Source organism: Acinetobacter sp. (assembly GCF_050285345.1).
Classification (GTDB): Bacteria; Pseudomonadota; Gammaproteobacteria; order Pseudomonadales; family Moraxellaceae; genus Acinetobacter.
This window is the reverse complement of sequence record NZ_JBLZXR010000067.1, coordinates 1-24,972: the sequence shown is the minus strand read 5'-3', so window position 1 is coordinate 24,972 and position 24,972 is coordinate 1. Positions and strand designations below refer to the sequence as shown.

Here is a 24,972-nt window from a genome sequence, read left to right as displayed (position 1 = left end):
TTTGTGTGTAGGCTTCTTCATTTGAAAATTATATCGCTGAAAAAGCCTTTACAGATAGGTTTGTGCAACAAAGCCGATTATAATTAAAAAACCAATAGATCAATTGTGTTAAAAATGCCTTAATAGTTTTTAAATTTTATTTAAATTACATGATTTTAAGCCTTAGATTTATTTACGAAAGTTGGTTTTTATAGTTTTAATTCTGCTCCAAGAAATAAATGGTTTTATATCATTCGTTTAAATATTATGAATTGATTTTTAACTAAAATTGTTATAAAAAAGCCAGACCTTTTTTAAGGTTTTGCCTTGGTATTGGATACTTGAATTCCAAAAATGAATTGTAAGTACTCAATTAATAAAGAGATGATTAGAAGAACATCCTATGGGTTCACTGTTCAATACTTTTCCTATGCATATTTTCCGTGCATATGATATCCGTGGAAAAATATCACATTTAAATGCCGATTTAGTTCATTCAATTGCCCGCGGCTTAGTAAAACAATATAGAAATGCTGGTCAACATACGCTCGCGATTGGCTATGATGCGCGCTTAACCAGTCCCAGCTATGCCAAAATTATTCAGCAAGTCTGTGTTGAAGCAGGTATTCAAGCCGAGATCATTGGTTGCTGTTCTAGCCCAATGCTGTATTTTATTGCACGTCAATTTAATGGTAATGGCATTATGGTGACTGCGAGTCACAATCCCAAATCGGATAATGGCATTAAATGGATTGTGCAAGGTGAGCCACCGTGTCCTAATATGATTCAACAGGTTGCTGTCGATGCCCAAAAAAGCTTTTCGGCTCAGCGTACCCATCTCATGACGGCACTTGAATTACATGAAATAAAACCTGAATTTTGTTTGCAATATCAACAGTTCATTCTGGACGATATTCAAATTCAACATCCATTAAAAGTTGCAATTGATGGTATGCATGGTTCAGCAGGGCACTGTGCTGCACTGCTTCTAAATAAACTGGGATGTGAAGTGATAGCACTGCGTTGCCAAGCAGATGGTCATTTTCCTGATCATGCTCCTGATCCTTCGCAGCTCAAACATTTAGAGCAATTACGTCAAACCGTGAAAAGCCAAGGCGCGGATATTGGTATTGCCTTAGATGGTGATGGTGATCGTTTGGTTCTGTTGGATGAACACGGCGATGTGATTTCTGCTGATCGCTTGCTGTGTTTATTTGCGGAAATTTGTCTGGAACAACAACCTAATGCTGAAGTGGTCTTTGACGTAAAATGTTCGACCATGATTCGAGATACTGTGCAGCATCTTCATGGTCAACCTGTAATGATTCGTACAGGTAGTAGCTTTCTGCGTAAATATCTTTTGCAATCGGCAGGTAAGGCTGTATTTGGTGGTGAATATGCAGGGCACTATGTGTTTAATGACGGTCGTGGCGGCGGTTATGACGATGGTTTGTATGCTGCATTACGGGCGATTGAATATATTCAAGCCAAAGGTCTGAGTTTGTCACAGGTCATGGCGCGTTACCCTGAGCGTAGTGGTACGGAAGATCTGTATGTCAGTACGCATCGCCACAATGCAACTGACGTTTTAAAGTGGGTGGAATTAAAATCTGCAGCGATTCCGGCACAAATCAGCAAAATAGATGGAATACGCCTTGATTTTGATGATGGATTTGGCATCATTCGAGCATCGAATACAGGTGAGTATTTTACTTTACGCTTTGATGCCAATCGGCCAAAGCGTTTGAAAGAGATACGTGATCTGTTTGTTTCCATGTTAATTGGGCAATATCCAGACATTGCTCATGACATCCCAGATGCTCAATAAGGAGAGGCACATGCCACATCAACATACCGGCATCGACAAAGCACAAATCCTGACGGAAGCTTTGCCGTATATTCAACGTTTTTCGGGTAAAACGCTGGTGGTGAAGTATGGTGGCAATGCCATGACCGATCCTGAACTTGAAAGTTCATTTGCACGTGACATCGTGTTATTAAAAACAGTTGGTCTTAATCCGATTGTTGTGCATGGTGGTGGGCCGCAAGTCGATTCTTTCCTCAAGCAATTGGGCCGTGAGTCAGATCGTATTGATGGGATGCGTGTGACTGATCCTGCAACCATGGAAGTTGTGGAAATGGTCTTGGGCGGTAGTGTCAATAAATCCATCGTTAACCTGATCAATCAGCATGGTGGACGTGCGATTGGTTTAACTGGTAAAGACGGCAACTTAATTCGTGCACAGAAACTGTTGATGGAAAAAACAGCCGAAGATGGTTCAGTGCAGCAAATTGACTTAGGTCTGGTCGGCGAAGTGGTTGGCGTTAAAACTGATGTGCTGGAAATGTTTACTCAAAGTGATTTTATTCCTGTCATTGCACCACTCGGTGTCGATGAAGATGGCAACACTTACAACATCAATGCTGACCTTGTTGCAGGGAAAGTGGCAGAAGCTTTGGGTGCAGAAAAACTGATTCTGTTGACCAATATCACTGGCGTATTAGACGAAAATAAAAACTTGCTCACAGGTTTAACTACGCAAGAAGTCGATCGTCTAATTGAAACTGGTGTGATTTACGGTGGCATGATTCCGAAAGTAGGCTGTGCATTAGATGCGGTGAAAGGTGGTGTGATTAGTGCACATATTGTCGATGGTCGTGTACCACATGCAACCTTGCTTGAAATTTTCACCGATCACGGTGTGGGAACTTTAATTACCAATCGTAGTAAAGTCTAAGCTGCTACACATTTTTGATTTTAAAAAGCCTCGTTTGAGGCTTTTTAATTTTGTATGAGAACAACACGAGAAGCTATTTTTGAGTTTAAATGCAATGAAATCAATCATGATTGTCATTAATCTAGCACAATCAAATGATTTTACACTTACAACCACTAAAAATCTCATGCACAATAGTGAAATCATAGATTAACTGACTTGATGATCGATATGTGCCAGCTGCTTGGAATGAATTGTGCGACACCCACCGATATTACCTTTTCATTTCGGGGCTTTTCACAGCGAGCTGGAATCACTTCAGACCATTGTGATGGTTTTGGTATCGCATTTTTTGAAGATAAAGCTTGCCGTTTATTTGTTGATAATCAGTCCGCAGTTGAATCGCCAATTGCTGAACTGATTCGTAACTATCCAATCAAATCACGTAACGTGATTGCGCATATTCGCAAAGCCACTCAGGGCAAAATTAATCTAGAAAACTCACATCCTTTTAGTCGTGAACTGTGGGGCAGACAATGGATTTTTGCCCATAATGGCGATTTACATGATTTTCACCCTGAACTGATGGGCCGATTTACTCCTGTAGGTAATACCGACAGCGAGCGCGCATTTTGCTATTTGCTGGAGCAGTTGGTACAACGCTTTGGCTATACCGAACCATCGTTGGATCAGGTTTTTGATGTGTTGTTGGAAATCTCCCCACAAATTGCCGAACATGGCACGTTCAACTTTTGTTTGTCTAATGGTCAGGCACTGTTCAGTTATGCCATTACCAAGTTGCACTGGTTGGTACGTGAGTATCCATTTCAACAAGCGCAGTTAATTGATATTGATGTCAAAGTGGACTTTAGTGAACTAACAACGCCCGAAGACCGTGTAGCTGTGATCACCACTGAGCCATTAACACAAAATGAAGTGTGGACCGCCTTTGAACCCGGTGAAATGATTTTGTTCCAACATGGCCGTCCGATTCGTAAAGCCATGACCCAAGTGGCACGTTTGGAGCGGGAGCGTCTAGATCCATCCTTAAAGCGTGTTACACGTGCGGATCAGTATTAAACATAGATTAACGAAAATAGACTTTCATTAAAATTCAAATCGATTTATTTTAGAATTGAAAGATTACCTTTATCTAAGATATTGAATTGATTAAAAAATATCTGAGCTTTCTACTCGGGTTTAAAATAATTAACATAATGAAAACAAATGATTACATTGTAAACGTCATGCAAGGCGATAAAACCAACCATTTTAGTTCATTTTCATTTAAGTCCTTTAACTATATGATGAAATTTACGTGATAAGTCCTTCATATTTATAGGTGGTCGTAATGAAAATGAAATGGGTTCCAGAATATAATACTGGTATCGATGTGATTGACGATCAGCACAAACGGATTCTTGACTACATCAATGAAATTGATGGCATTGATGCAAATACCGATCGTGATCGTGTGAAGCAAATTTTAGAAAATATTATTGATTACACACAATCGCATTTTACTTTTGAAGAATCTCTTCAAGAAGAAGCAGGTTATAAATATCGTGTTCCACATAAACGTGTACATGATTTATTTATTAAAAAGATTGAATCTTACCGTGATCGTTTTGAGATGGGGCATGCGATTGAAAGTGAATTGCATGAAGTCTTGTCTAAATGGCTCATCAACCATATTCAGCACGATGATGCCGATTATGTGGGGGCGGTAAAAGAAAATATGATGGGTATTATCAAAGAAAAAGAGAAGAAAAAAGGTAAGAACTGGTTTGCTCGTTTCTTTTCATAATACGGAAAAACGAGATAAAAAGAATTAAAATCTTATAAAAAAATTAGCGCAGCAAATCACCGTTTCGGTGGTTTGCTTTTTGTTTTTGATTTTCAAAGCTTGGCAAGGCAAAATAGCGCTAGAATTTTCAAAGGAATTTGTCATGCAGGACAATGCGATGTCGAAGTGGTTGTCGCCTCTGATGGCGTTCTGTCTATCTTTTATCATTATTGCGACTTTAGCACCGGTAACAGGTATTCAGATTGAACGTCAGCTTGATTTCTGGCTGTTATGGCTAGGCACGATGCTTATTTTGGCGCTACCCGTGTGTTATTTAGAAATTGCGCTAGCGAAGCGTTCAAAAACAACCGCAGTTCAGGCGCTTTCAACTTTGACACGTGATGCAGATGCTTCACCGAAATGGCGTTTGGTCGGTTGGCTTGCGGTGGTATTTATCCCGTTTTTAGCAGGTGGCATGCTTTCGGCTGCATCACAATATGTCGGTACATTTGTGGCGAATGAGGTCGCATATAGTGTGATTTTGGCAGTGCTCGCAGCGATTGCTTTTGCACTTTCATTCATTTCACGACAAATTTTAGTCATCCTGACAGCAGTTGGCGTACTGGCTGCATTGGTTTTGGCCAATGTCATGGGAACAGCGTTGCCTGAATGGAAAATGACCACGCTTGAATTTAGTGAGTGGGGCAATGCAACAGTCTTGGCTTTGGTGGCAAGTGGTTTAGGTCTGGGGTTGTATTGGCAATCAAGCATTGCAGCTGTGAAGCAACAAGAGATTGCTACTAAAACGGTAGTGCCGATTTGGATTGCGCAACTATTGGCTGTCGTGGCTTTTGCCTTCTTTGCAGCAAAAGCACAAGTGCCAGCTTTAGCCTTAGTGATTAGCTTGGTTACAGGTTCTGCGTTATTGATTCAAATGGCCCGCGAGCAACTACAACAACGTCAATTAGCCGTTGTGGTGCAATGGTTGATTCCTGTTGTTGCTGTGTTTGTGTGGGCAGCTCATGTCATGGTGCCTGTATTTAATATTACACTATTACTTTGGGGGCTTATTATTTGTCTGATTTACGCGATATTTGCCGGTTGGATTATGAAGATCAGTCATTTACGTAAATCGATGAATTTTAGCAATGAAGCTTTCTATAACATTTGGCGTATTGCTGTACGTATCGTCTTACCGTTGTCGATTGTCTTAGCGTTAGTTGCAGTAATTGGGCAGTTATTCTAATGTCTGAGCAGTTACAGGTTTGGGTTGCTTACGCAGGTACGACCCAACAAATTTTGATTCCCTTGGTATATCGCCAAGGGATGACTGCGCAGGATGCCATTGAGCAAAGTGGTATTCGTCAGCAAGTTGAGTTACCTGAAACTTTGACTTTGGGCATTTTCGGTGTTCGTTTAAAAGACCCGACGCAAGAACTTGAGGTTGGAGATCGGGTTGAAATTTATCGTGCATTGACGATTAACCCAAAAGATATTCGACGGAATCGTGCCAAGAAAAATCCGGTTGGACGTTACTGTCGAGGCAATCGCTTTAAGCAATTGTACTTATAAAAGAAACCCCTTAAAGCAAGGGGTTTCTTTTTATTTTAAACAGGCTATAGTGGTGGCGCAGTTAAAATCGCTTCTTTCGAGCCAGGTAAGCCGGGTTGAGACTCAGGAATTGTTTCTAAGCCTTCAACTTTTTGCACAATACCATTTTGGTCAAAGAAGATTTTTAAATGCTGACCATGTGCTGCTGGGATCTTGGCTTTTTTAGCATATGTTCCTGGGGTGTACTTGTAAATGTAGTCCCAACGTAATGGATTCATTGGATCAGCAACGGTTGGACTACCGAGCAAAAAGCGAACTTGCTGGTGGCTCATCCCCACTTGAATTTTAGACGCTTGTGCTTGAGTTAGCGGTGTACCTTGAGGAATGTCAACTTTATAAACGCCCAAGGTCGAACAGCCTACGAGCAATGAAGTGACGAATAACGTCAGCATGATTTTTTGCATTTTGCTAAACTATCCCAAATTAATTATGATGCATTTGATCCACGGATAGATCATACTGCATCTAAACTTTATTGCATATTCCAACTTTAAATTTGTTGAGAGACCTTTTTTCATGGCTATATCAAACCAAGATTTACGTAAAGCTGGACTTAAAGTTACGCTTCCGCGAATTAAGATATTGGAATTACTTGAAAATTCAAAACAACATCACTTAAGTGCGGAAGATATTTATAAGACTCTACTTGAACAAGGTGAGGATGTGGGTTTAGCAACTGTGTATCGTGTGTTAACACAGTTTGAAGCCGCCGGTATTATTCAACGTCATCATTTTGAAAACAATCATTCTGTTTTTGAGATTATGCAAGAAGATCACCATGACCATATCGTGTGCCAAAACTGCAATAAGGTGGTTGAGTTTACCAATGATGTGATTGAACATGAGCAGCATGAAGTTGCGAAAAAGTTCGGTTTTGAGTTGACAGGTCACTCACTTAACTTATACGGCTACTGTGATGCGCCTGAATGTCAGGACGCTTACCGTAAGAAATAATCCTTGAAGGATTAGAATGAATAAAAAAACAGACTTCAATTGAAGTCTGTTTTTTTATTTGTACCAGTATGACTGGATTTAGTGCTGACCATCAAAGGTAATATTTGAATTGGCACGTAATAAATGCTCACCGCCTTCTTCGGCCAACTTGATTTGTAAACGCAAGTCGTTGGGTGAATCGGCATGTTTTAATGCGTCTTTGTAGCTGATCTGCTTCGCGCGATATAAATCATATAAAGCTTGGTCAAAGGTTTGCATCCCGAGCTCTCGAGAACGTTTCATCAAGTCTTTAATTTCATGTACTTCACCTTTACGGATTAAGTCAGAAATTAAAGGGGAGTTAATCAGAATTTCAATCGCTGCTCGACGTGAATTACCATCGATGGTTGGAATCAACTGTTGCGCCACCATGGCTTTTAAGTTCAGTGACAAGTCCATAAACAATTGACTATGACGATCTGCTTCAAAAAAGTGGATAATTCGGTCAATCGCTTGGTTAGCGTTGTTGGCATGCAGGGTTGCAAACACCAAGTGACCTGTTTCGGCAAAGGCAATCGCGTAGTCCATGGTTTCACGGGAACGAATCTCACCAATCAGGATCACGTCTGGTGCCTGACGTAATGTGTTCTTCAGGGCAATCTCAAAGGAGTCGGTGTCAATCCCGACTTCACGCTGAGTGATGATACAGCCTTGATGTTCGTGAATAAATTCGATCGGGTCTTCAATGGTAATAATATGACCGTGCGAATTTTGATTGCGGTAGCCAATAATCGACGCCAGCGATGTTGATTTACCTGTACCTGTTGCACCAACAAAAATGATGATACCGCGTTTGGTCATCGCCAGTTCTTTCAGAATCGGTGGTAGCTTCAGCTCATCCATAGTCGGGATAATCGTTTCAATACGACGCAGTACCATGCCTGGTTGGTCACGTTGCTGAAAAGCACTAACACGAAAACGGGTGTTATCCGTACTACTGATGGCAAAGTTACATTCGCGGGTGTCAGCAAATTCCTTACGCTGTTTTTCACTCATAATCGAATTTAAAATTTGACCGACCGTGTGCCCCGAAAGTTTCGTCGAGCCAATCGGCATGATAGTGCCGTTAATTTTAATCGAGGGTGCAACATCCGCTGTAATGAATAAGTCAGACGCTTTTTGCTCAACCATATAGTTGAGTAAACCGTTAAAGTCCATAAAAGATCCCCAAAGACAATGACATTATTTTTATAGGAAAGATTCTGGCTGCTTAGCTGCTGTGCGTGCAGTTTGAGTACTGATAATCCCTTTTGATACCAGATTTTTCAGACTTTGATCCAGTGTGGTCATGCCATAGTTGGCACCGGTTTGAATCGCAGAATACATTTGCGCAACTTTGTTTTCACGAATCAAGTTACGAATGGCGGGAATACCAATCATGATCTCGTGTGCTGCAACTCGTCCGCCCCCATTTTTCTTTAACAGGGTTTGGGAAATAACCGCTTGCAGTGATTCAGAGAGCATGGCACGAACCATGTCCTTTTCTTCGGCAGGGAAGACGTCGATCACACGGTCAATGGTTTTTGCCGCAGAGGTGGTATGTAGTGTACCGAATACCAAGTGACCTGTTTCCGCTGCTGTGAGTGCCAAACGGATCGTTTCAAGGTCACGCATCTCCCCGACAAGGATAATATCCGGGTCTTCACGCAGCGCTGAACGCAGTGCTTCATTAAAGCCGTGGGTATCGCGGTGGACTTCACGTTGGTTGACCAAACATTTTTTCGATTCGTGCACAAATTCGATCGGGTCTTCGACGGTTAAAATATGGTCATAACGGTTGTCGTTAATGTAGTCAACCATTGCAGCGAGTGTGGTTGATTTACCTGAACCGGTTGGACCTGTCACCAAAACAATCCCACGTGGATAGTCACAGATATCTTTAAAGATTTGACCCATGCCAAGGTCTTCAATCGTTAGAACTTTGGATGGAATGGTACGGAATACAGCACCCGCGCCACGGTTTTGATTAAATGCGTTCACACGGAAACGAGCCACGCCCGGGACTTCAAAGGAAAAGTCGGTTTCTAACTTTTCTTCGTAATCACGACGTTGTTTGTCATTCATGATGTCATAAACAAGTTTATGGACTTCTTTATGTTCAAGTGCAGGTAAGTTAATACGACGCACTTCACCATCGACACGAATCATCGGTGGCATACCAGAAGATAAATGTAAATCGGAAGCGTTATTTTTGGCAGCAAAGGCCAACAGTTCTGTAATGTCCATAAAATCCCCGAGATAAAAATTAAATCTTAATTATTTTGATAGAATAATAAGGCTTTCCCACAGCTTAACCAACAGTTAGTTGCAGGGCAATGCAAAAAAAGATGAATGAAATGAGACCCCCGTCAATGAATACACTTCAAGCAGCACGAAATCAGGTTTTGCAGCAAATAGATCAAGCCTGCCAACAAGCGAGCCGAGCAACGAGTTCGGTGAGTTTATTGGCTGTTTCAAAAACGCATCCTGCTGAAATATTAAAAGAAATGTATAAAACAGGGCAGCGAGCATTTGGCGAAAACTATCTACAAGAAGCGCTCGATAAAATCGAAGCTTTAGCTGATTTAGATATTGAATGGCATTTTATTGGTCATGTGCAGCGCAATAAAACCAAGCATTTGGCTGAAAAATTTGCGTGGGTGCATGGGGTCGATCGACTGATCATTGCGGAACGTTTATCCAGTCAGCGTGAAGCTTCACAAGCAGCGTTAAATATTTGTCTTCAAGTCAATATTGATGATCAAGATTCCAAAGATGGTTGTGCGCCAGCAGAGGTTGCGGAACTTGTGCGTCAAATCAGCGTACTGTCAAATTTAAAATTGCGTGGTCTGATGGTGATTCCTGCACCAAATAACACACAAGCTTTTTTTGATGCACGTCAACTTTTCGATCAGGTCAAAGCTCAGCATGCACATCCTGAAGATTGGGACACTTTAAGCATGGGGATGTCGGGAGATATGACGGATGCGATTGCTGCCGGTTCGACTATGGTGCGTGTAGGGACAGCATTGTTTGGTGCACGTGATTATTCCAAATAATCTAAGCTCAAATGTTATACATCTATGAAATAAGCTATTTTGATGCTTGGATGAATCGTAAAATTTTCAATTTTCAGATCAAAAAGTATGAGATTTCACAGACGTTAATTTAATAAGCATATCAACGCATTTTTCACAATTTTTGGAACCTTCGGGTTCAATATTGCGCTTTAAAATTGAACTTTCCACTAAAGTTGAGTACAAAATAAGCACTATATTAAGCTAGTTTTGATATTGAAGTGATTCAATGATTTGGACAAATAGGAAAGTTCATGACTGCATATTATCAACTGATTCAGCGCGAAACCGATGCTCAAGGTATCGTTACAGCACATTATCGTTCAACTGTTTTGGCACAGGGCGCATGGAATGAGCATGAGCAGCATATGGCACCTGCAACCGGCATTATCTGTGCTGAATTAGAGTCTTATGCGCCTCGTGAAGATATGCGGATTGGGCGGATTAGTCTTGATATTTTAGGTTTAATTCCTGCGGGAGAGTTTGAGATTGTCACCAAAGTCATTCGTCCTGGTAAAACCATCGAGCTGATTGAATCGGAGATGCGTGCGCAGGGGAAGGCCTGTGTTGTGGCGCGAACGTGGCGCATGATGACGCAAAACAGCCAAATGGTACATGGTGTGGAAGATCAACCCGTTCATGGCCCTGAACAGGCGCCGGTCTGGGAAGGTATTCGTCAGTGGCCGGGTGGTTTTATTCAGTCGGTTGAGGCACGAAGTCATGCACGTCGTACCGGACAGGGCATTGTTTGGTTGACGACACTGAAAGACATGATTGAAGGAAAAGCCAGTACTGATTTTGTACGTTTAATGGGACTGGTCGACACGGCAAATGGCATTGTGCCGCGTCAAGAGTGGCCGTTAAAATGGGGTTTTCCAAATTTAGATTTGCAGATTCATCTACATCGGATGCCGCAAGGACAATGGCTCGGTTTAGAAACCGTGCAGCAATATGGCGATGATGGTATTGGTTTAACCAGTTCTGTATTACACGATGTAAATGGCCCTTTTGGTCGTAGTGAACAGATTTTAACTTTACGAAAAATTTCAGAATAAATTGAGCATCAATCTTCTGATCAATTTAGATTCAACGGTATTCAGCAAAACACCACAGCTTTTATCTCAAGCTGTGGTGTTTTTTTATTGAAATTTTCAGAGTTGGTCTTGTTCGGATGTAGATGATTTAACCAGCATTCTTTTACTCATTAACCCACAACTTCAATGGTACTTGCACCTGCACCGAGTGGATTGACCTGAATTTGTACAGGAATACGTTCGTGCATTTCTTGAATATGTGAAATCAGCACGACCTTACGTCCTTGGTTCTGTAACTGGTCGAGTGCATTCATCACCATATGTAAGGATGAGGCATCTAGCGTACCGAAGCCTTCATCAATAAACAGAGATTCAATTTTCATTGACCCTGAAGCCATATTGGCAATGGCCAAGGAAAGTGCGAGGGCAGTTAAGAATGATTCACCGCCTGAAAGTGAAGAGACCGAACGTAATTCTCCATCCATGTCATGGTCGATAATGCCGAGGCTGAGTGAATTTTCCAGGCGTTTTAAGGTATAGCGCTGTGACAATAGTCCGAGTTGTTGATTGGCATATTCCACTAAAATATCTAAATTATATTGCTGCGCCAATTCTCGGAAATCCTTGCCTTTGGCATCTCCAATCAGGCTGGAAATTTTGTTCCAACGGGTTTCTTCGACCTGGATTTTGGCAATTTGATCGGCAAATTGCTGCTGTTTATTTAGACTCTGTTGATGCACTTCAATTCTGACTTTTAAGGCATCACGCGTATTTTGCTGTTGTTCAAACTGTACTTGCAGCTGTTCCAGTTGCGTGTGTAGTGCTGACAGACTGAGTTCAGGTTGCTGTGTCTGATGCTGTTCGAGTTGCTCCTGTAAAACTTTCAAGCTCGATTGCGCTTCATATTGGGCTTGTTCGGCTTGTTGCAGTTTTGCTCGTAAGGCTTGCACTTGCTGGACAGGAATTTGATTCAGCTGAATGAGTAACTCAGGGTTAAAGTTTGGATGTTCATTTAACCAATTTTGGAGATCGTGTTGAACCTGAGCATGTTGTTGTTCAATTTGCTGAGTTTGGGTTTTTAATTGATCGAGTTGTTGGCGTTGCTGCTCAAACTGCTGATGTAGCGATGAAAAATGTACTTTGGTCTGTTGATGTTGATTTTGCAGTTCTAAGCGTGATTGATCGAATAGAGCCAGCCATTCATGTGGTTTAGTGACCTGTGTTTGGCACATGGCAAAAATTGCTTTCGCCGCCTGATTATTATTTTCACTGCCTTGCTGACGGAGTTGCTGATTTTGTAAGGTACTTTCTTCGATTTTAACTTTTAGCTGACTGATTTTCTCATCCAGTAGCGCGCGTTGCTGCGTTAGCTGTTGCTGCTGCGTCTGGATCTGTTGTAACTGGTTCAATTGCTGTAAGCGCGCAGTTAATTGCTGAATCAGCTGTTGCGAAGCCTCTATAGGTTGTTGTTCATTCAGCGTTGCCAAATGGGCTTCAAGATTAAAAAGATGTGTCACTTGATGATGCAGTTGTTGAAGTTGACTAAAAACATGTTCAAGACTTTGAATGTCGAGGTGGAGCTGATTCAGTTGTTTCAAGGCTTGGGTATAAGCTGTATTTTTCTGAATAAAACCGTGTTCCTGTTGCGCTAAATTCGTTAGTAACGTACTGACTTCTGAGCGAATCTCAGCATCTGGCTGCTCTAAATTTAGTACAAGTTCTGCATGGGAAACAGCTGCATTCAGTTCTATTTGAAGCTGTTGAATTTGCTGTTGAACTTGCTCCAATTGCAGTGTGAGCTGTTGTTGCGCAGCAAGTTGTTGGTTGAACTGTTGAAGATGCTGTTGCCATTGTTCAAAATGTTGCTTTTCGGACTGGAGGGCCTGTTGTTCTTGCTGCTGTTGTAATTTAAACAGCGCTTTCGATAAATCAGGATGCTCTAGCGCATAAGGGTGCGCCGTACTGCCACACACCACACAAGGTTGATCGGCAATCAGTGATTCACGTAGTTGTTCGATATTTTCTGCATGTAATAGCCGTTGCTGCTGCAGCATCTGTTGTAATTGTTCACGTTTTACTTGCGCTTGCTTAAATTGAATTTCGCTATTTGTAGTTCGCTGCTGAATGTTTTGAAAGGAAGCGGCTGCTTCTTGTTGCGTATGTTGAATTTGCTGTGCCGTATTTTTAAGTTGCAGCCATGCATCGAGTTTTTGTTGAATCAGTGCAAATTGCTTTTGTTTTTGCTGATTACTTGCAAGAAATTGATTTAATTCAGCCAGTTTTAGCTCAATTTTTTCGGCTGTACCAAATTGTGCGAAGAGCTCAGCTTGATGGTTTTGCAGTTGACTGAGTTGTTGTTGCGCTACGTCGACTTGTCCGATGCGTTGACTGAGCTGTGAATATTGCTGATTAAATTGAGTCAGCTGATGAATATGTGCATTTAAACCATCATCCAAGCTAGCAAATTGCTGACTATGGCTTAATTGCTGTTGAGTCTCTTGAATTTGAGCATCAAGTTGTTGAATCGCCTGTACCAACTGCTGCTGTTGTAAATGCAGCGGTGCGAGTTCCTGTTGTTGGTGTTCTAAAATATCGAGGCTGCGTTCAAACGCTGCTTTTATAAATTTACGTTGTTCCACACATTGGCGAACTTGGTTTAAGTTTTGGTGATGCTGCTGTTCAAAATTTTGCTGTGTGCTGAATTGTTCATCGATTTGTTGAAAACGCTGCGATTCAAGCTGATAGTTTTGTTCAACGGCTGCAAATTGCTGCTGCATACTTTGAACTTTTTGGTTGAATTGCAGCTGTTCTACTTGAAGTTTTTGCTGGGCAGCAACAGATGAACGAATCGTGGCAAATCGATCCAGTTGGAGCAGTTGTTCTTGTTCTGGTGCTAAGGCTAAAAGCTGTTGTTTGCACTGTTCAAGCAGTTGTTGCCGCTGCTGAATATCTCCATTTAGTTTACTTTGCTGCTCAAACCATTTTTGCTCTTGCTGGCAACGTTGCAGCAGCTGTGCAGTCTGTTTAAAGCTTTGTTGTGTCTGGTTGAAATCCGTGTGGAGCTGAGTAACTTCGTCTTCAGACAGCAGTTCTAAATGTCCAATGACATCTTCAAGTTTACGTCGTTGCTGGCTAATGTCTTCTTTTTTACGAAAGGCCAGTGCTCCAATTTTGGCAAAAATACTGGAGTTGGTGAGGTATTCCAATAATTCGGCACGGTCATCATCACGGGCTTGTAAAAAAGCCGTCACTTCGGACTGCGCCAATAAAACAGCGCGGGTAAACTGCGCAAAACTTAGCTGAGTAATGCGTTTAATAGCTTCATCAAAAGTGGTTGGGCGGTCAGCAATAATATTGCCATCAGTCAAACAACGTAAGGTTCGTGTGGCTTTTTGCAGTTTGCCGTGAATTTTATTGTGTGAACGTTTGACTTCCCAACGGGCAGAATAAATTTTCTGATCCTGTGCCATAAAGCTTAATTCAGCAAAGCCTTGCGTCGTCCCGCGACGTAAAATATTACTGGTAAAATTGGTCGAAATACTGGTCGTGCCATCATTGTCTAAAAGCTTGGCATCGCTATGTTTAAAACGTGGAATTTGGTTAAACAAAGCCAAGCACATGGCATCTAAAATCGTTGATTTTCCTGCACCTGTTTTACCGGTAATCGCAATGAGTCCAGCATTGACCAAGGGTTGTGCTTCAAAATCAATAAAGTGTTCGCCACCCAAAGACGCTAAATTTTTAATTCGAATGGATAAGATTTTCATTATTTGCTCTAAATTTGTTTCTTAGTGACGGTCTTCTGACGATTGTTGCTCTACTTCATGCACCAAGCTCATAAAGTCACGGAGTACTTGCTCATCGGCACTAAAACCTTGTTTGGCCCAAATTTGTTGAAATAATTTTTCAGGTGTCGGTGGTTCAAGACTGATCTGGCTTTCTGCACTTTGTTCGGTATCAGACTGTAAATATTTTCGTTGTATCCGTACTAAACGATAACGATTGGGCGCTAAAGCTTCTTCAAAGAGTTGACGTAAATTGGGCGGTGGTGGGGCATCGGTATGATATTCCACTTCAATATATTCACGTTGATTGATGTCTGAAATCTCACCTTCAGGCAAAGCTTTGAGTTTGCCAATGATTTCATGAATATCCCCTCTAATCCGATGTAAATGCACGGCGCGTGGGATTTTTAAGGCTTCATATTGGATATGATCTTGTGCATTTTCAGGATCAATGCTGACTTTTAGCACTTGATGCGGATAATGAATTTCACTAAAGGATAGCGGAATCGGTGAGCCACTATAGCGAATATGCTCTGAACCCACCTTTTGTGGTTTGTGTAAATGCCCCAAAGCCACATAATCAATCACATCGTCAAATAAAGCGGTCGAAAGGGCTTCTTCATTGCCAATAATAATCGAGCGTTCAGAATCCGAAACCTCGCCGCCTTGCATGTGTGCATGTGACATTAAAATCAGCGCTTGTTCCGATGTTTTTCGTGCTTTGGCTTCAGCAATCAGTTGTTGATGTAAATAGGCAATCGCACTGTGACTATTTTGCGTATGCTCGTTATAGGCACCGGTAATTTCTGCACTACGTAAAAATGGTAAGCTCAAACACCAAGCCACAATATTGTGTTCGGCATCATAAATTGGCAGTAATAAAGTGTCTAAATCAAGACTTTGATCTTCTTGCCATTTAATCACCCCAACCGCTTTGGCATTATATTTATCCAGTAACGGCTGGACTTGTTCAACTCGATAGCCTGAGTCATGGTTGCCGGCAATCATCAGGGTTTGCATATGCGGGGCACGTTCATGTGCATCTGCTAAAAATTGATAGAGCTGCTTTTGTGCTTTTGATGCAGGGTTAATGACATCAAAAATATCACCTGCAATCAGCAGGGCATTGGGCTGTTCAAGCTGAATTTGTGCCAATAACCATGATAAAAACTGTTCATGTTCATAGTCTCGTGCATGATTGTAGAAAAATTGCCCCAAGTGCCAATCAGAGGTATGTAGAAAACGAACAGCCATAACTTCCCCAAAAAATCAAATATCTTGATTGGGAGATAAAGTACCATAAAACTTATGACTTCAGTTTATGCGCCTATTTTTGAGGTCAAATTAATTCACCCAAATAGGTTTATATCCAATTTACAATTTCTTGAGGTTCATTGTTGAAGCTTAAGGTTTTATTGTGCCTGATCATCCACTGCGACAATCCCACAGGTGTTGTGGGCTGCATCTAAAAATAACATTGCTGAAGCAGTGAGTTGGCGGAGTTGAAGTAGGACGTGCCAATAAACCTCCACGCAGATTGGGTGTTTCAATTTGATAATAGGCAATCGGACGTCCTTTCACTTCGGTAAAGATCTAACCAAAAACCGCTTGGTAAAATGCAATTTCACGTACGGGATTGGAAGATTGAATTTCAAAATAACAGAGTTGACTCATGAGACTTATTCTTTGTTTTTATAAGAATTCGAGAATTAATTGCTACTTTAGGATAGCCGCCTGTCTAATAGATTAAAAAATACCAAGAACTAGGGATATTGTTTTTCATTAGTTTTCTATATATAGGAGCTTAAATATAATTTTGGGTCGATTTGATCAATTTAAGGGGAAGGGGGAAGAACGTTTATGCCAAATAATCCATTTGATGAAGAAAAGCTGGCGAGTAGCAGGGTGTATCAAACTTTACTCGAATCCACCTTGGCGATTCCGTGGTGTATTGATTGGGAGACGAAAACTTTTAGCTATATTGGTCCGCAAATTGAAAAATTATTGGGCTGGAAACAAAATAGCTGGAAAACAGTCGAAGATTGGGCCACGCGTATGCACGAAGAAGATCGTGATTATGTGCTGAACTTCTGTGTATCACAGTCATTGGCAGGGATCGATCATGAAGCAGATTATCGTGCATTAAAGCAAGATGGCAGCTTTACGTGGATTCGTGATGTCGTGCATGTAGTACGCAAACCGAATGGTAATGTGGACTGTTTGGTCGGCTTCATGTTTGATATTTCTGAACGCAAAAAACAAGAAGAACATCTACAGACCTTACAGCGTCAACTCGAAGAATATTCCTATAAAGATGGCTTGACGGGGATTGCCAACCGTCGTTTATTTGATGAATTTTTTCAACGTGAATGGCTGAATGCGATACGTGTGCAAAAGCCACTCAGCTTAATTCTGCTCGATCTCGACTATTTCAAACAATATAACGATTTAAATGGTCATGTCATTGGGGATACCTGTTTAAGGCAAATTGCCAAAAGCTTGGAATCTTGTTGTACACGTCCACGTGATTTGGTGGCACGTTATGGTGGAGAGGAGTTTGCTTGGATTCTGCCTGAAACCAATGAGGCGGCAGCTGTGCTTATGGCAGAGAAAATTATGGCAGTTGTGAAAGATGCACGTTTGCCGCATAAGGCTTCTGCTGTATCGGATTTGGTGACACTGAGTATGGGGATTAAAACCATTACACCGACCGAATTTGACAGTCGAATGCAGTTTTTGGATGATGTTGATAAAAACTTATATCAGGCAAAATATCTGGGACGCAATCGTTATTACGCAGCTTAAGGGTAGAATACCCAACCGTATAACGTCACTTTTTAAAGTGTGAATGTATTTAAGTGTAAATGTAGGTTTGGAAAATAGTTGGTATATTTATCGGCTATTTTTTGCATCGAAGTAAAGTCGTAAAATAAAGATTGCCACAAAATAAAAGACCGACGATTCGAGTGATGATGAAATCGTCGGTCAAAAAATCTATTTTGAACTGAAGTAATGGCTGCTGTACATGACTCAAGTTCAAAATGAAGCTTATTGCTTTTAAGTAAAAGGTCACCGAAACATTGTGGATGCCGTCCAAATCATCGGTTGCTACAGACCTTGTACCCTATATAACGCAGCCGTTTACACATTGGTTGACAATAAAATGAAAAAAAATGCATTTTTTTTTATACTAAGGACAAATTTATTTTTTGGTCATCATTATGGTGTCTTTAACTCGTTATTTTTTAATGTTTTTCATCATCTGTTTGGTGATGACCTGTATTTGTGGTGTGGTCGCGGCTTTATTACCTCAAGGTTTAGGTGGCGTTTTAACGATCGTTCCTTATCTAGTGGCGATGATTGTGGTGCTTTTTCGCTTTTTAAAGAACATGCGTCGCGCACCGACACAGGCAGAACGTAAAAAAATAACTCTAGGCTTTACTTTGATTTTTTGGCTGTATAACTTTACTTTCTTACTAATCGGTATCGCAATTTTTGCACGCCATGATCCTGAAATTTGGCAAAATCTTCTGCTCTATATCCAGCATCCACAATTTATCAGTATCATGATTATTATGCTGATGTTAATGGCTATTCCTTTGTATTTATTGACCTATTGGTTTTTTGGGCCGCAAGCAAAACGCATGGCGATCAAAATGTTTGGTGAATGAAACTTGATCGATGCATCATCTTGTTCTATAGATAAAGCTAGACTTAACTAAGAAGAAGAGATTATGCATCAGCCTACAGTATTGCTGACAGGTGGCAGTGGTTTTATTGGTTCGCATTTAATTAAAGCGCTTTTGGCGCAAGATTATAAAGTTATAGGACTCACCCGTCAGGCCGGACGGGTATCCAAATCACCACATCTAACCTGGGTACAACAGTTAGAACAAATTCCACATGATCGGATTGATTATGTAATTAATCTGGCCGGTGAAAGCATTGGGCAGGGACGTTGGACAGCAACGCGTAAGCAGCAGTTGATTAACAGTCGGGTCAAAACCACGCAAGACCTATATCAATATTTACGTAAGCGAAAAATTTTCCCCAAATGTATTATTTCTGGCTCTGCCGTGGGCTATTACGGGATAGATGTATACGAGCAATGGCAGCATATCTGTGATGAACAAGCCGCGCCACAATCGATTTTTATGTCCGAACTGTGTCAACGCTGGGAACAGGTGACTCAGTTATTTCCTGAACAAAATACCCGAATTATTCGACTGGGTGTGGTGCTGGCTGCTAGTGGTGGTATTTTGCCGCAAATGTTAAGGCCAATTCGATTCAATTTGGTCAATAAAATTGGTCAGGGACGACAGCCTTTTGTGTGGATTCATGTGCAGGATGTGATTCGTGTCATATTATTTTTGATGAAACAGGCAGATCAACAACAGCAATCTGAGGGAATCCAGCCAGCCCAAACGAAAGTTTATAATGCAGTTGCACCTGAGCGAACCACGCAAGCACAGTTTGCCTTGATTGCGGCACGTCAGTTGCAGAAAAAACCGTTATTCAATGTGCCGGGCATTTTCTTTCAACTCTTGCTCGGTGAGCAGTCGCAATTGATTTTGAATGGGCAATTTGTCAAGCCCGCAGCCTTATTGGCTCAAGGCTTTGAGTTTAAATTTCCGACTTTAACAGAAGCATTAAAAGATCTATTGCCCTAATCTTTTATTGAAGCGGTGTGGGGGATTATTCAACAGGTGCATAAGCGTCTTGATATAAACGTTCAGGACTATAGTCGGCAGCGTTAAAGGACAGCGTTTCGCCCGTCATTAATTCTGCCAAAAGTTGTGCCGATGCAGGCCCCATACACAAACCATTTCTAAAATGCCCAAAGTTTGCCCATAGGTTGTCAATATTGGGCATTTGACCGATATAAGGTACACCATGAGGTGAAGAAGGACGTAAGCCCGCCCAAGATTTCACGATAGGAAACTCAGTCAGTTCTGGCACCATTTCCAAACAGGATGCTTTGATGTGTGCAAGCGTTTCAGCCGTGGTTTGGGTGTCGAAACCGCACTGTTGCATGCTGGAACCGCAGACAATATGACCATCTTGGCGTGGGATCAGGTACATGACTTTGTTCATGCACATGGTCGGCAGCCAGTCTTTTGGGGTTTTAAACAGCAACATTTGCCCTTGCACTGGTGCTACTGGGATTTCAATTTCTAGCTGTCCGCTCCACTGCGCTGACCATGCACCTGTCGCCAAAACAAATTGATCGGCTGTATGGTGTTGACCATTTGCAGTGGCAATTGAGCTTAAACGATCCTGCTGAATATTTAGCTGCGTCACCGGGCTGTGCTCATAGATCTTTACTTGAGGGTGTTGCTGTAAATAAGCTTTGAGGGATTGTAGTAGACGCGGATTACGTATATTGGCTAGTTGAGGAAAATAGATTGCTTGTTGAAATTGCGGTGAAATCAGGGAGTTAACTTGTTCAATCTGCTCGTGTTGTAAATAGTGGGCTTGCTGCATCGGGTCTTGATGCAAGCGTGCATAGTCGAGCCCAATTTCAAAATCATCTTCATCAAAAATCAGCATGCCGGTTTCATGGATTTCAAAATCAATGCCTGTCATGGGCTGTAATTTTTCATTCCATTTGAGATAACCTTGTTTGCCATAGCGAGCGAGGGCATTGACTTCATGCGGATAACGCCACGGGTACATGGGAGATAAAATGCCGCCACCGGCCCAAGACGCTGCTGAACCTGTGTGTTGTTTGTCGAAAATAGACACCGAACAGCCTCGTTCGACCAGCTCCAATGCTGAAAGTAAGCCGCTGACACCCGCCCCAATAATGGCAATATGCATTTCAGAGATACCAAATTTTTTGAGAAATTAATTTGTAGCTGAATCTACATAACTCAGCTATTTTCTATGAATTTGAATTTTTTAAACCGAGATGGATGACTCGGAGATAAAAAAGCCTTCCAGTATGAGGTGCATAACAGGAAGGCTTCCAATTCAATTTATTTCATACCTTTGAGTTGCAGTGCGGCTTCTTCGGCAAAGTAGGTCCAAATACCATCAGCACCTGCACGGCGGCAGCTCATTAACGATTCAATAATCACACTGTCAGATAGCCAGCCATTTTGAATCGCACCTGCAAGCATCGCGTATTCACCACTGACTTGGTAGACAAATGTTGGAATACCAAAATTGTCTTTGACTTCACGTACGATGTCTAAATACGGCATTCCCGGTTTGACAATCACCATGTCTGCACCTTCTTGAATATCCAGTGCAATTTCATGTAAGGCTTCGGCACGGTTACCGATATCCATTTGGTAATTGTATTTATTGCCGCCTTTTAAGTTGCTTGAAGAACCGACTGCGTCACGGAATGGGCCGTAGAAACTTGAAGCATATTTCGCGGAATACGCCATGATGTTGGTATAGATGTGACCATTGGCCTCTAAAGCCTGACGAATCGCACCAATACGACCATCCATCATGTCACTTGGTGCAACCACATCTACACCAGCTTCGGCATGGCTGAGTGCTTGTTTAATGAGGCATTCAACAGTTTCTTCATTCAGCACATAACCCGTTTCATCAATAATGCCGTCTTGACCATGCGTGGTATAAGGGTCAAGTGCGCCATCACTGATTAAAACCATTTCAGGTAATTCTTTTTTCAGTAAGCGAATTGTGGTTTGAACCAGGCCGTCGTCACGCCAAGCCGCTTCAGCGGTTAAGCTTTTGTCTTCCTGTGGGGTGACTGGAAATAAGGCCAGTTTAGATACCCCTAATTCGAGTAGGCGTTCAGCTTTCTTTACTAATAGATCGGCAGATAAACGTTGTACATTCGGCATGCTCGGAATGTCTTGCGTTTGGTTCTGGCCTGGTAAAACAAATACTGGATAAATGAGATGATCAGTCGTCAGTTGAGTTTCGCGTACCATAGCGCGGAGCTGGTCATTTTTACGGATGCGGCGCATGCGAGTGGCAGGAAAAGCGGGACGATTGAACGTATAGGTCATAACAATCTCATTGATCAGTATTAAACTTCAACTATTGTAGACGCATAATTGACGTTTGGGCACCCAGATTCATTTTTTTATTCAATGATGGTAATTCGAGTAGGCTATGACACATGTAACAAAGAGTTGGACAGGAAATCTTGATTTAAACTCGAATATAGACCTTGGCATTTTATTAGACAACATTACACAGGCATTTAATTCATCTCCTTTTTATCAACATAATGGCATGCGCATGGTCGTGGCGGAGGGCGGTCAAATTGAAGCCCATGTGGATATGGCCAGTAATTTAATTGGTAATGTTGCATTTCAGATTTTACATGGTGGTGTTGCTGCAACACTGCTTGACAGTATTGGTGGTATTGCAGCGATGGCCGAACTGTATAAAAAAACCACTGCTGAAGATTTGGCTGAAACCAGTAAAAAAGTTTCTCGTCTTGCAACCGTAGATATGCGTGTTGATTATTTAGCACCGGGTCGTGGTCAACATTTTGTTGCTCGTGCAGAAACCCTGCGTTTAGGGCGTAAAGGTTGCACCATGCGGATGACGATGGTCAATGATGAAGGTAAGGCGATTGCCACGGCTATTGCATCGTATGCGTATTAAGTTTGATTTAAGTTAAATTGATGATAATCATCGATCAAATAGCCAGATAAGTGGGCAGCAAGGTAGGAGTTTATCCTGCTGTCCATAGAAAAACTGAAGAGTTACATTCTTTCTTCTCAAAAGATGATTTTTTAGCTTTAAAATGTCGGAAATTTAAAGTAGATCGACTTTCTCATTGACAGCATATTCTGACAGAAATGTCGCAAGGACTTTAACAGTCCACAATGCCATGACCAAGTCTGCTAGATTTAAGATAAATCTATGACAGATATCCCAAGTATGTTGTCAGAAACACCGTAACCAGAATAACCTACCGATCAAGAGCTGAAAGGACGCCGTAAAGCCGTAAAAAAGCCTTGAGCATCGTGGCTTTATGTATTGTGATTGGCTTAGTGAAGTATTTCATTTGCTTGATCTTTCTGAATCATTCCGTCAGTACAGATAATGCCTACGTTGGGGGCAGAATACAGAGATTAAGTTCTGATGCTGCGCTTGGCTATATTTCAAGTTTAGTCGATAAAGAAGCACTGATGCTTTCAGCCAATCATGTATTTTTAGTCTGGGCAGGTGTGTTTATATTTACTGCGATGATGATTTGGTTAGTAGACCTGTACATTCACAACAAAACTTTCAATCGATCCGAATAAAAAACCGCTTTAACTAAACTGTCCAAGATTTGGGGTTTAGTTCATAACAAGCGGTTTTTTATGGTTTAAATGAGCATGCATTAAAGGTTAGATCGTGCACGTTTAAGTGCGGACTGCCATTGTGCCAAATGATATTCACGTTGATCGGTATTCATGTTTGGTTCAAAAGCACGTTCAAGCTGCCAAGACTGTGCAATTTCATCCAGATTGGAAAATACTCCTGCTTTTAAACCTGCCATCGCAGCTGCACCCCAAGCAGTGGACTCCAAAAGTTTTGGACGTAGCACCGGAACATTGAGAATATCGGCCTGAAATTGCATCAGCATATCATTGCTGCTGGCACCTCCGTCTACACGGAGTTCTTTAAGAGGATTGGATAAATCGGATTGCATCGCGCTTAAGACATCAGATACTTGAAAGGCAATCGATTCTAAAGCAGCACGTGCAATATGGGCTTTGTTGGTACCGCGTGACATGCCACAGAGCAGCGCGCGTGCTTCGCTATCCCAATGTGGCGCACCTAGACCGGTAAAAGCAGGGACTAAGACCACGCCATCGGTATGTTCAACTTTGCGCGCCAGAGTTTCTACCTCACTACTTTTTTGAATAATACCTAAACCATCGCGTAGCCATTGCACAATCGCACCGGCCATAAAAACGCTACCTTCAAGCGCATAATGGGTTTGGTTTTGGGCCTGCCATGCAAGGGTGGAGAGTAGCTTATTGTGACTGTATTGCACCTCTGTTCCAGTATTGAACAGCATAAAACAGCCTGTCCCATAGGTATTTTTTGCTGTACCAACTTCAAAGCAGGATTGACCAAAAAGGGCGGATTGTTGATCACCTAAAATACCGGTAATGGGAATGTCGGCACCAAGTAGGCCTGTGGCGGTATTGGCAATGTATTGATCTGAGGAAATGATTTTCGGGAGAATCGAATGTGGAATATTAAACAATTCAAGGAGCTCTTCATCCCAAGCCTGATGCTGTAAATTCATCAGCATGGTACGTGATGCATTACTGGCTTCAATCACATGTTCAGCACCTTGGGTTAAGTTCCACACCAACCAACTATCAATGGTGCCAAAAGCCACATGGCCCTGTGCTGCAAGTTCACGTAAGCCTTGCACATGCTCCAGTAGCCAAACTAATTTTCCAGCACTAAAATAGGGGTCTATACGCAGACCTGTTTTTGTGTGAATGGTGTCATTGAGATTTTGTTGCGTTAGTTGGTTGCACCATTCGGTTGCACGGCGGTCTTGCCATACAATGGCAGGGGCAAGAGGTTGACCATTGCGCTTGTCCCAAACCACAGTGGTTTCCCGCTGGTTGGTTAAGCCGATGGCTTTAATGTCTTTGGCAAGAATACGAGCCGAGGCAAGTGCTTGTTGCACGACGGCAATTTGGGTACTCCAAATTTCCTGTGCATCTTGCTCAACCCAACCTGAATGTGGAGTTTGAATGTGGGTTTCGCGTTGAGCTGTTGCCTGAACTTGTCCATGTTCATTAAAAATAATCGCACGACTTGATGTTGTACCTTGATCGAGTGCCAATAAATAGCTCATATATTTTTCTTTTGCGACCTTGAAATACAAAATATTAGCGCAATTATGTAATTAAGCGCATTCAAAAGTGTAATTGTGCAGAAAATACATCGTATTCATGAACAATTATGCTATGATGACGCATACTTTGGGGGTGTTTCTGGCTTCGACGCTGGTGATGAAACTCATAGATGCATGTCGAGAGCGCATTTTCTCTCGTA

Annotated in this window: 23 protein-coding genes; 14 read left to right on the top strand and 9 right to left on the bottom strand. The window is 41.8% G+C overall.

The features are described from left to right. The first annotated feature begins 382 nt into the window (after positions 1-382). The 6 genes from ACN6OV_RS06455 (at position 383) to ACN6OV_RS06430 (ending at position 6,054) form a co-directional block, all read left to right on the top strand. Positions 383-1,807, top strand: a complete 1,425-nt coding sequence (locus ACN6OV_RS06455) for a phosphomannomutase/phosphoglucomutase (protein WP_427950948.1) — start codon at positions 383-385, stop codon at positions 1,805-1,807. Between the two features lie 10 nt (positions 1,808-1,817). Further along, positions 1,818-2,717, top strand: coding sequence for an acetylglutamate kinase (gene argB, locus ACN6OV_RS06450; protein WP_427950945.1), 900 nt, complete (start codon positions 1,818-1,820; stop codon positions 2,715-2,717). A gap of 210 nt (positions 2,718-2,927) precedes the next feature. After that, on the top strand, positions 2,928-3,776 hold the full coding sequence (locus ACN6OV_RS06445) for a class II glutamine amidotransferase (protein WP_427950951.1): 849 nt from the start codon (positions 2,928-2,930) through the stop codon (positions 3,774-3,776). A gap of 271 nt (positions 3,777-4,047) precedes the next feature. Next, complete coding sequence (locus ACN6OV_RS06440; protein WP_427950942.1) at positions 4,048-4,503, top strand: bacteriohemerythrin; 456 nt, start codon at positions 4,048-4,050, stop codon at positions 4,501-4,503. A gap of 142 nt (positions 4,504-4,645) precedes the next feature. After that, a complete protein-coding gene (locus tag ACN6OV_RS06435) occupies positions 4,646-5,728 on the top strand; it encodes a hypothetical protein (protein ID WP_427950939.1) in 1,083 nt (360 codons plus the stop codon). Further along, positions 5,728-6,054, top strand: a complete 327-nt coding sequence (locus tag ACN6OV_RS06430; RefSeq protein WP_427950936.1) for an RnfH family protein — start codon at positions 5,728-5,730, stop codon at positions 6,052-6,054. Before ACN6OV_RS06435 ends, ACN6OV_RS06430 begins: the two co-directional genes overlap by 1 nt. 44 nt (positions 6,055-6,098) lie before the next feature. Here the strand turns inward: ACN6OV_RS06430 and ACN6OV_RS06425 are convergent, their stop codons facing one another. Next, positions 6,099-6,497, bottom strand: a complete 399-nt coding sequence (locus ACN6OV_RS06425; RefSeq protein WP_086178529.1) for an outer membrane protein assembly factor BamE — start codon at positions 6,495-6,497, stop codon at positions 6,099-6,101. A 112-nt stretch (positions 6,498-6,609) separates the two neighbouring features. Between ACN6OV_RS06425 and fur the strand changes: the two genes are divergently transcribed. Next, positions 6,610-7,047, top strand: a complete 438-nt coding sequence (fur, locus tag ACN6OV_RS06420; RefSeq protein WP_427950933.1) for a ferric iron uptake transcriptional regulator — start codon at positions 6,610-6,612, stop codon at positions 7,045-7,047. A 78-nt stretch (positions 7,048-7,125) separates the two neighbouring features. Here the strand turns inward: fur and ACN6OV_RS06415 are convergent, their stop codons facing one another. Next, the gene (locus ACN6OV_RS06415) at positions 7,126-8,244 is read right to left on the bottom strand and encodes a PilT/PilU family type 4a pilus ATPase (protein ID WP_427950930.1); all 1,119 of its coding nucleotides are present in this window, start codon (positions 8,242-8,244) and stop codon (positions 7,126-7,128) included. 30 nt (positions 8,245-8,274) lie between these two features. Next, the gene (locus tag ACN6OV_RS06410) at positions 8,275-9,312 is read right to left on the bottom strand and encodes a type IV pilus twitching motility protein PilT (RefSeq protein ID WP_427950927.1); all 1,038 of its coding nucleotides are present in this window, start codon (positions 9,310-9,312) and stop codon (positions 8,275-8,277) included. Positions 9,313-9,437: 125 nt separating this feature from the next. Between ACN6OV_RS06410 and ACN6OV_RS06405 the strand changes: the two genes are divergently transcribed. Both ACN6OV_RS06405 and ACN6OV_RS06400 read left to right on the top strand, forming a co-directional pair. Continuing rightward, positions 9,438-10,124 carry a YggS family pyridoxal phosphate-dependent enzyme gene (locus ACN6OV_RS06405; protein WP_427950924.1) on the top strand — a complete coding sequence of 229 codons (687 nt, stop codon included), beginning with the start codon at positions 9,438-9,440 and terminating at the stop codon, positions 10,122-10,124. Between the two features lie 272 nt (positions 10,125-10,396). Beyond that, the gene (locus ACN6OV_RS06400) at positions 10,397-11,197 is read left to right on the top strand and encodes a thioesterase family protein (RefSeq protein ID WP_427950921.1); all 801 of its coding nucleotides are present in this window, start codon (positions 10,397-10,399) and stop codon (positions 11,195-11,197) included. 149 nt (positions 11,198-11,346) lie between these two features. Here the strand turns inward: ACN6OV_RS06400 and ACN6OV_RS06395 are convergent, their stop codons facing one another. The 3 genes from ACN6OV_RS06395 to ACN6OV_RS06385 all read right to left on the bottom strand — a co-directional run bounded on the left by ACN6OV_RS06395 (position 11,347) and on the right by ACN6OV_RS06385 (position 16,526). Then, complete coding sequence (locus ACN6OV_RS06395; protein WP_427950918.1) at positions 11,347-14,943, bottom strand: AAA family ATPase; 3,597 nt, start codon at positions 14,941-14,943, stop codon at positions 11,347-11,349. A 21-nt stretch (positions 14,944-14,964) separates the two neighbouring features. Beyond that, positions 14,965-16,215, bottom strand: coding sequence for an exonuclease SbcCD subunit D C-terminal domain-containing protein (locus tag ACN6OV_RS06390; protein ID WP_427950915.1), 1,251 nt, complete (start codon positions 16,213-16,215; stop codon positions 14,965-14,967). 158 nt (positions 16,216-16,373) lie between these two features. Next, positions 16,374-16,526 carry a hypothetical protein gene (locus ACN6OV_RS06385; protein WP_427950912.1) on the bottom strand — a complete coding sequence of 51 codons (153 nt, stop codon included), beginning with the start codon at positions 16,524-16,526 and terminating at the stop codon, positions 16,374-16,376. 295 nt (positions 16,527-16,821) lie between these two features. On the opposite strand from ACN6OV_RS06385, the gene ACN6OV_RS06380 reads away from it, so the two are divergent. From ACN6OV_RS06380 to ACN6OV_RS06370, 3 genes are all read left to right on the top strand, one after another. Beyond that, entirely contained in the window at positions 16,822-17,766 is a 945-nt protein-coding gene (locus ACN6OV_RS06380; protein ID WP_427950909.1) for a sensor domain-containing diguanylate cyclase, read from the top strand. Between the two features lie 416 nt (positions 17,767-18,182). Continuing rightward, positions 18,183-18,632, top strand: coding sequence for an ABZJ_00895 family protein (locus ACN6OV_RS06375; RefSeq protein ID WP_427950906.1), 450 nt, complete (start codon positions 18,183-18,185; stop codon positions 18,630-18,632). Between the two features lie 63 nt (positions 18,633-18,695). Then, complete coding sequence (locus ACN6OV_RS06370; protein ID WP_427950903.1) at positions 18,696-19,631, top strand: TIGR01777 family oxidoreductase; 936 nt, start codon at positions 18,696-18,698, stop codon at positions 19,629-19,631. A gap of 25 nt (positions 19,632-19,656) precedes the next feature. Here the strand turns inward: ACN6OV_RS06370 and thiO are convergent, their stop codons facing one another. Both thiO and hemB read right to left on the bottom strand, forming a co-directional pair. Continuing rightward, positions 19,657-20,781: a glycine oxidase ThiO gene (gene thiO / locus ACN6OV_RS06365; protein ID WP_427950901.1), complete on the bottom strand. Its 1,125-nt coding sequence runs from the start codon at positions 20,779-20,781 to the stop codon at positions 19,657-19,659. A gap of 158 nt (positions 20,782-20,939) precedes the next feature. Then, positions 20,940-21,953: a porphobilinogen synthase gene (gene hemB, locus ACN6OV_RS06360; RefSeq protein ID WP_427950898.1), complete on the bottom strand. Its 1,014-nt coding sequence runs from the start codon at positions 21,951-21,953 to the stop codon at positions 20,940-20,942. A gap of 106 nt (positions 21,954-22,059) precedes the next feature. On the opposite strand from hemB, the gene ACN6OV_RS06355 reads away from it, so the two are divergent. Both ACN6OV_RS06355 and ACN6OV_RS06350 read left to right on the top strand, forming a co-directional pair. Further along, complete coding sequence (locus ACN6OV_RS06355; protein ID WP_427950895.1) at positions 22,060-22,560, top strand: thioesterase family protein; 501 nt, start codon at positions 22,060-22,062, stop codon at positions 22,558-22,560. 365 nt (positions 22,561-22,925) lie between these two features. Further along, positions 22,926-23,207 carry a hypothetical protein gene (locus ACN6OV_RS06350; RefSeq protein WP_427950892.1) on the top strand — a complete coding sequence of 94 codons (282 nt, stop codon included), beginning with the start codon at positions 22,926-22,928 and terminating at the stop codon, positions 23,205-23,207. A gap of 80 nt (positions 23,208-23,287) precedes the next feature. Here the strand turns inward: ACN6OV_RS06350 and glpK are convergent, their stop codons facing one another. Further along, positions 23,288-24,772 carry a glycerol kinase GlpK gene (gene glpK, locus ACN6OV_RS06345; RefSeq protein WP_427950890.1) on the bottom strand — a complete coding sequence of 495 codons (1,485 nt, stop codon included), beginning with the start codon at positions 24,770-24,772 and terminating at the stop codon, positions 23,288-23,290. Positions 24,773-24,972 lie beyond the last annotated feature (200 nt).

Excerpts from the sequence above, each read along its gene's own strand:
- ACN6OV_RS06455 (WP_427950948.1), top strand. The coding sequence starts at position 383 with ATGGGTTCACTGTTCAATACTTTTCCTATGCATATTTTCCGTGCATAT.
- argB (WP_427950945.1), top strand. The coding sequence starts at position 1,818 with ATGCCACATCAACATACCGGCATCGACAAAGCACAAATCCTGACGGAA.
- ACN6OV_RS06445 (WP_427950951.1), top strand. The coding sequence starts at position 2,928 with ATGTGCCAGCTGCTTGGAATGAATTGTGCGACACCCACCGATATTACC.
- ACN6OV_RS06440 (WP_427950942.1), top strand. The coding sequence starts at position 4,048 with ATGAAAATGAAATGGGTTCCAGAATATAATACTGGTATCGATGTGATT.
- ACN6OV_RS06435 (WP_427950939.1), top strand. The coding sequence starts at position 4,646 with ATGCAGGACAATGCGATGTCGAAGTGGTTGTCGCCTCTGATGGCGTTC.
- ACN6OV_RS06430 (WP_427950936.1), top strand. The coding sequence starts at position 5,728 with ATGTCTGAGCAGTTACAGGTTTGGGTTGCTTACGCAGGTACGACCCAA.
- ACN6OV_RS06425 (WP_086178529.1), bottom strand. The coding sequence starts at position 6,497 with ATGCAAAAAATCATGCTGACGTTATTCGTCACTTCATTGCTCGTAGGC.
- fur (WP_427950933.1), top strand. The coding sequence starts at position 6,610 with ATGGCTATATCAAACCAAGATTTACGTAAAGCTGGACTTAAAGTTACG.
- ACN6OV_RS06415 (WP_427950930.1), bottom strand. The coding sequence starts at position 8,244 with ATGGACTTTAACGGTTTACTCAACTATATGGTTGAGCAAAAAGCGTCT.
- ACN6OV_RS06410 (WP_427950927.1), bottom strand. The coding sequence starts at position 9,312 with ATGGACATTACAGAACTGTTGGCCTTTGCTGCCAAAAATAACGCTTCC.
- ACN6OV_RS06405 (WP_427950924.1), top strand. The coding sequence starts at position 9,438 with ATGAATACACTTCAAGCAGCACGAAATCAGGTTTTGCAGCAAATAGAT.
- ACN6OV_RS06400 (WP_427950921.1), top strand. The coding sequence starts at position 10,397 with ATGACTGCATATTATCAACTGATTCAGCGCGAAACCGATGCTCAAGGT.
- ACN6OV_RS06395 (WP_427950918.1), bottom strand. The coding sequence starts at position 14,943 with ATGAAAATCTTATCCATTCGAATTAAAAATTTAGCGTCTTTGGGTGGC.
- ACN6OV_RS06390 (WP_427950915.1), bottom strand. The coding sequence starts at position 16,215 with ATGGCTGTTCGTTTTCTACATACCTCTGATTGGCACTTGGGGCAATTT.
- ACN6OV_RS06380 (WP_427950909.1), top strand. The coding sequence starts at position 16,822 with ATGCCAAATAATCCATTTGATGAAGAAAAGCTGGCGAGTAGCAGGGTG.
- ACN6OV_RS06375 (WP_427950906.1), top strand. The coding sequence starts at position 18,183 with ATGGTGTCTTTAACTCGTTATTTTTTAATGTTTTTCATCATCTGTTTG.
- ACN6OV_RS06370 (WP_427950903.1), top strand. The coding sequence starts at position 18,696 with ATGCATCAGCCTACAGTATTGCTGACAGGTGGCAGTGGTTTTATTGGT.
- thiO (WP_427950901.1), bottom strand. The coding sequence starts at position 20,781 with ATGCATATTGCCATTATTGGGGCGGGTGTCAGCGGCTTACTTTCAGCA.
- hemB (WP_427950898.1), bottom strand. The coding sequence starts at position 21,953 with ATGACCTATACGTTCAATCGTCCCGCTTTTCCTGCCACTCGCATGCGC.
- ACN6OV_RS06355 (WP_427950895.1), top strand. The coding sequence starts at position 22,060 with ATGACACATGTAACAAAGAGTTGGACAGGAAATCTTGATTTAAACTCG.
- glpK (WP_427950890.1), bottom strand. The coding sequence starts at position 24,772 with ATGAGCTATTTATTGGCACTCGATCAAGGTACAACATCAAGTCGTGCG.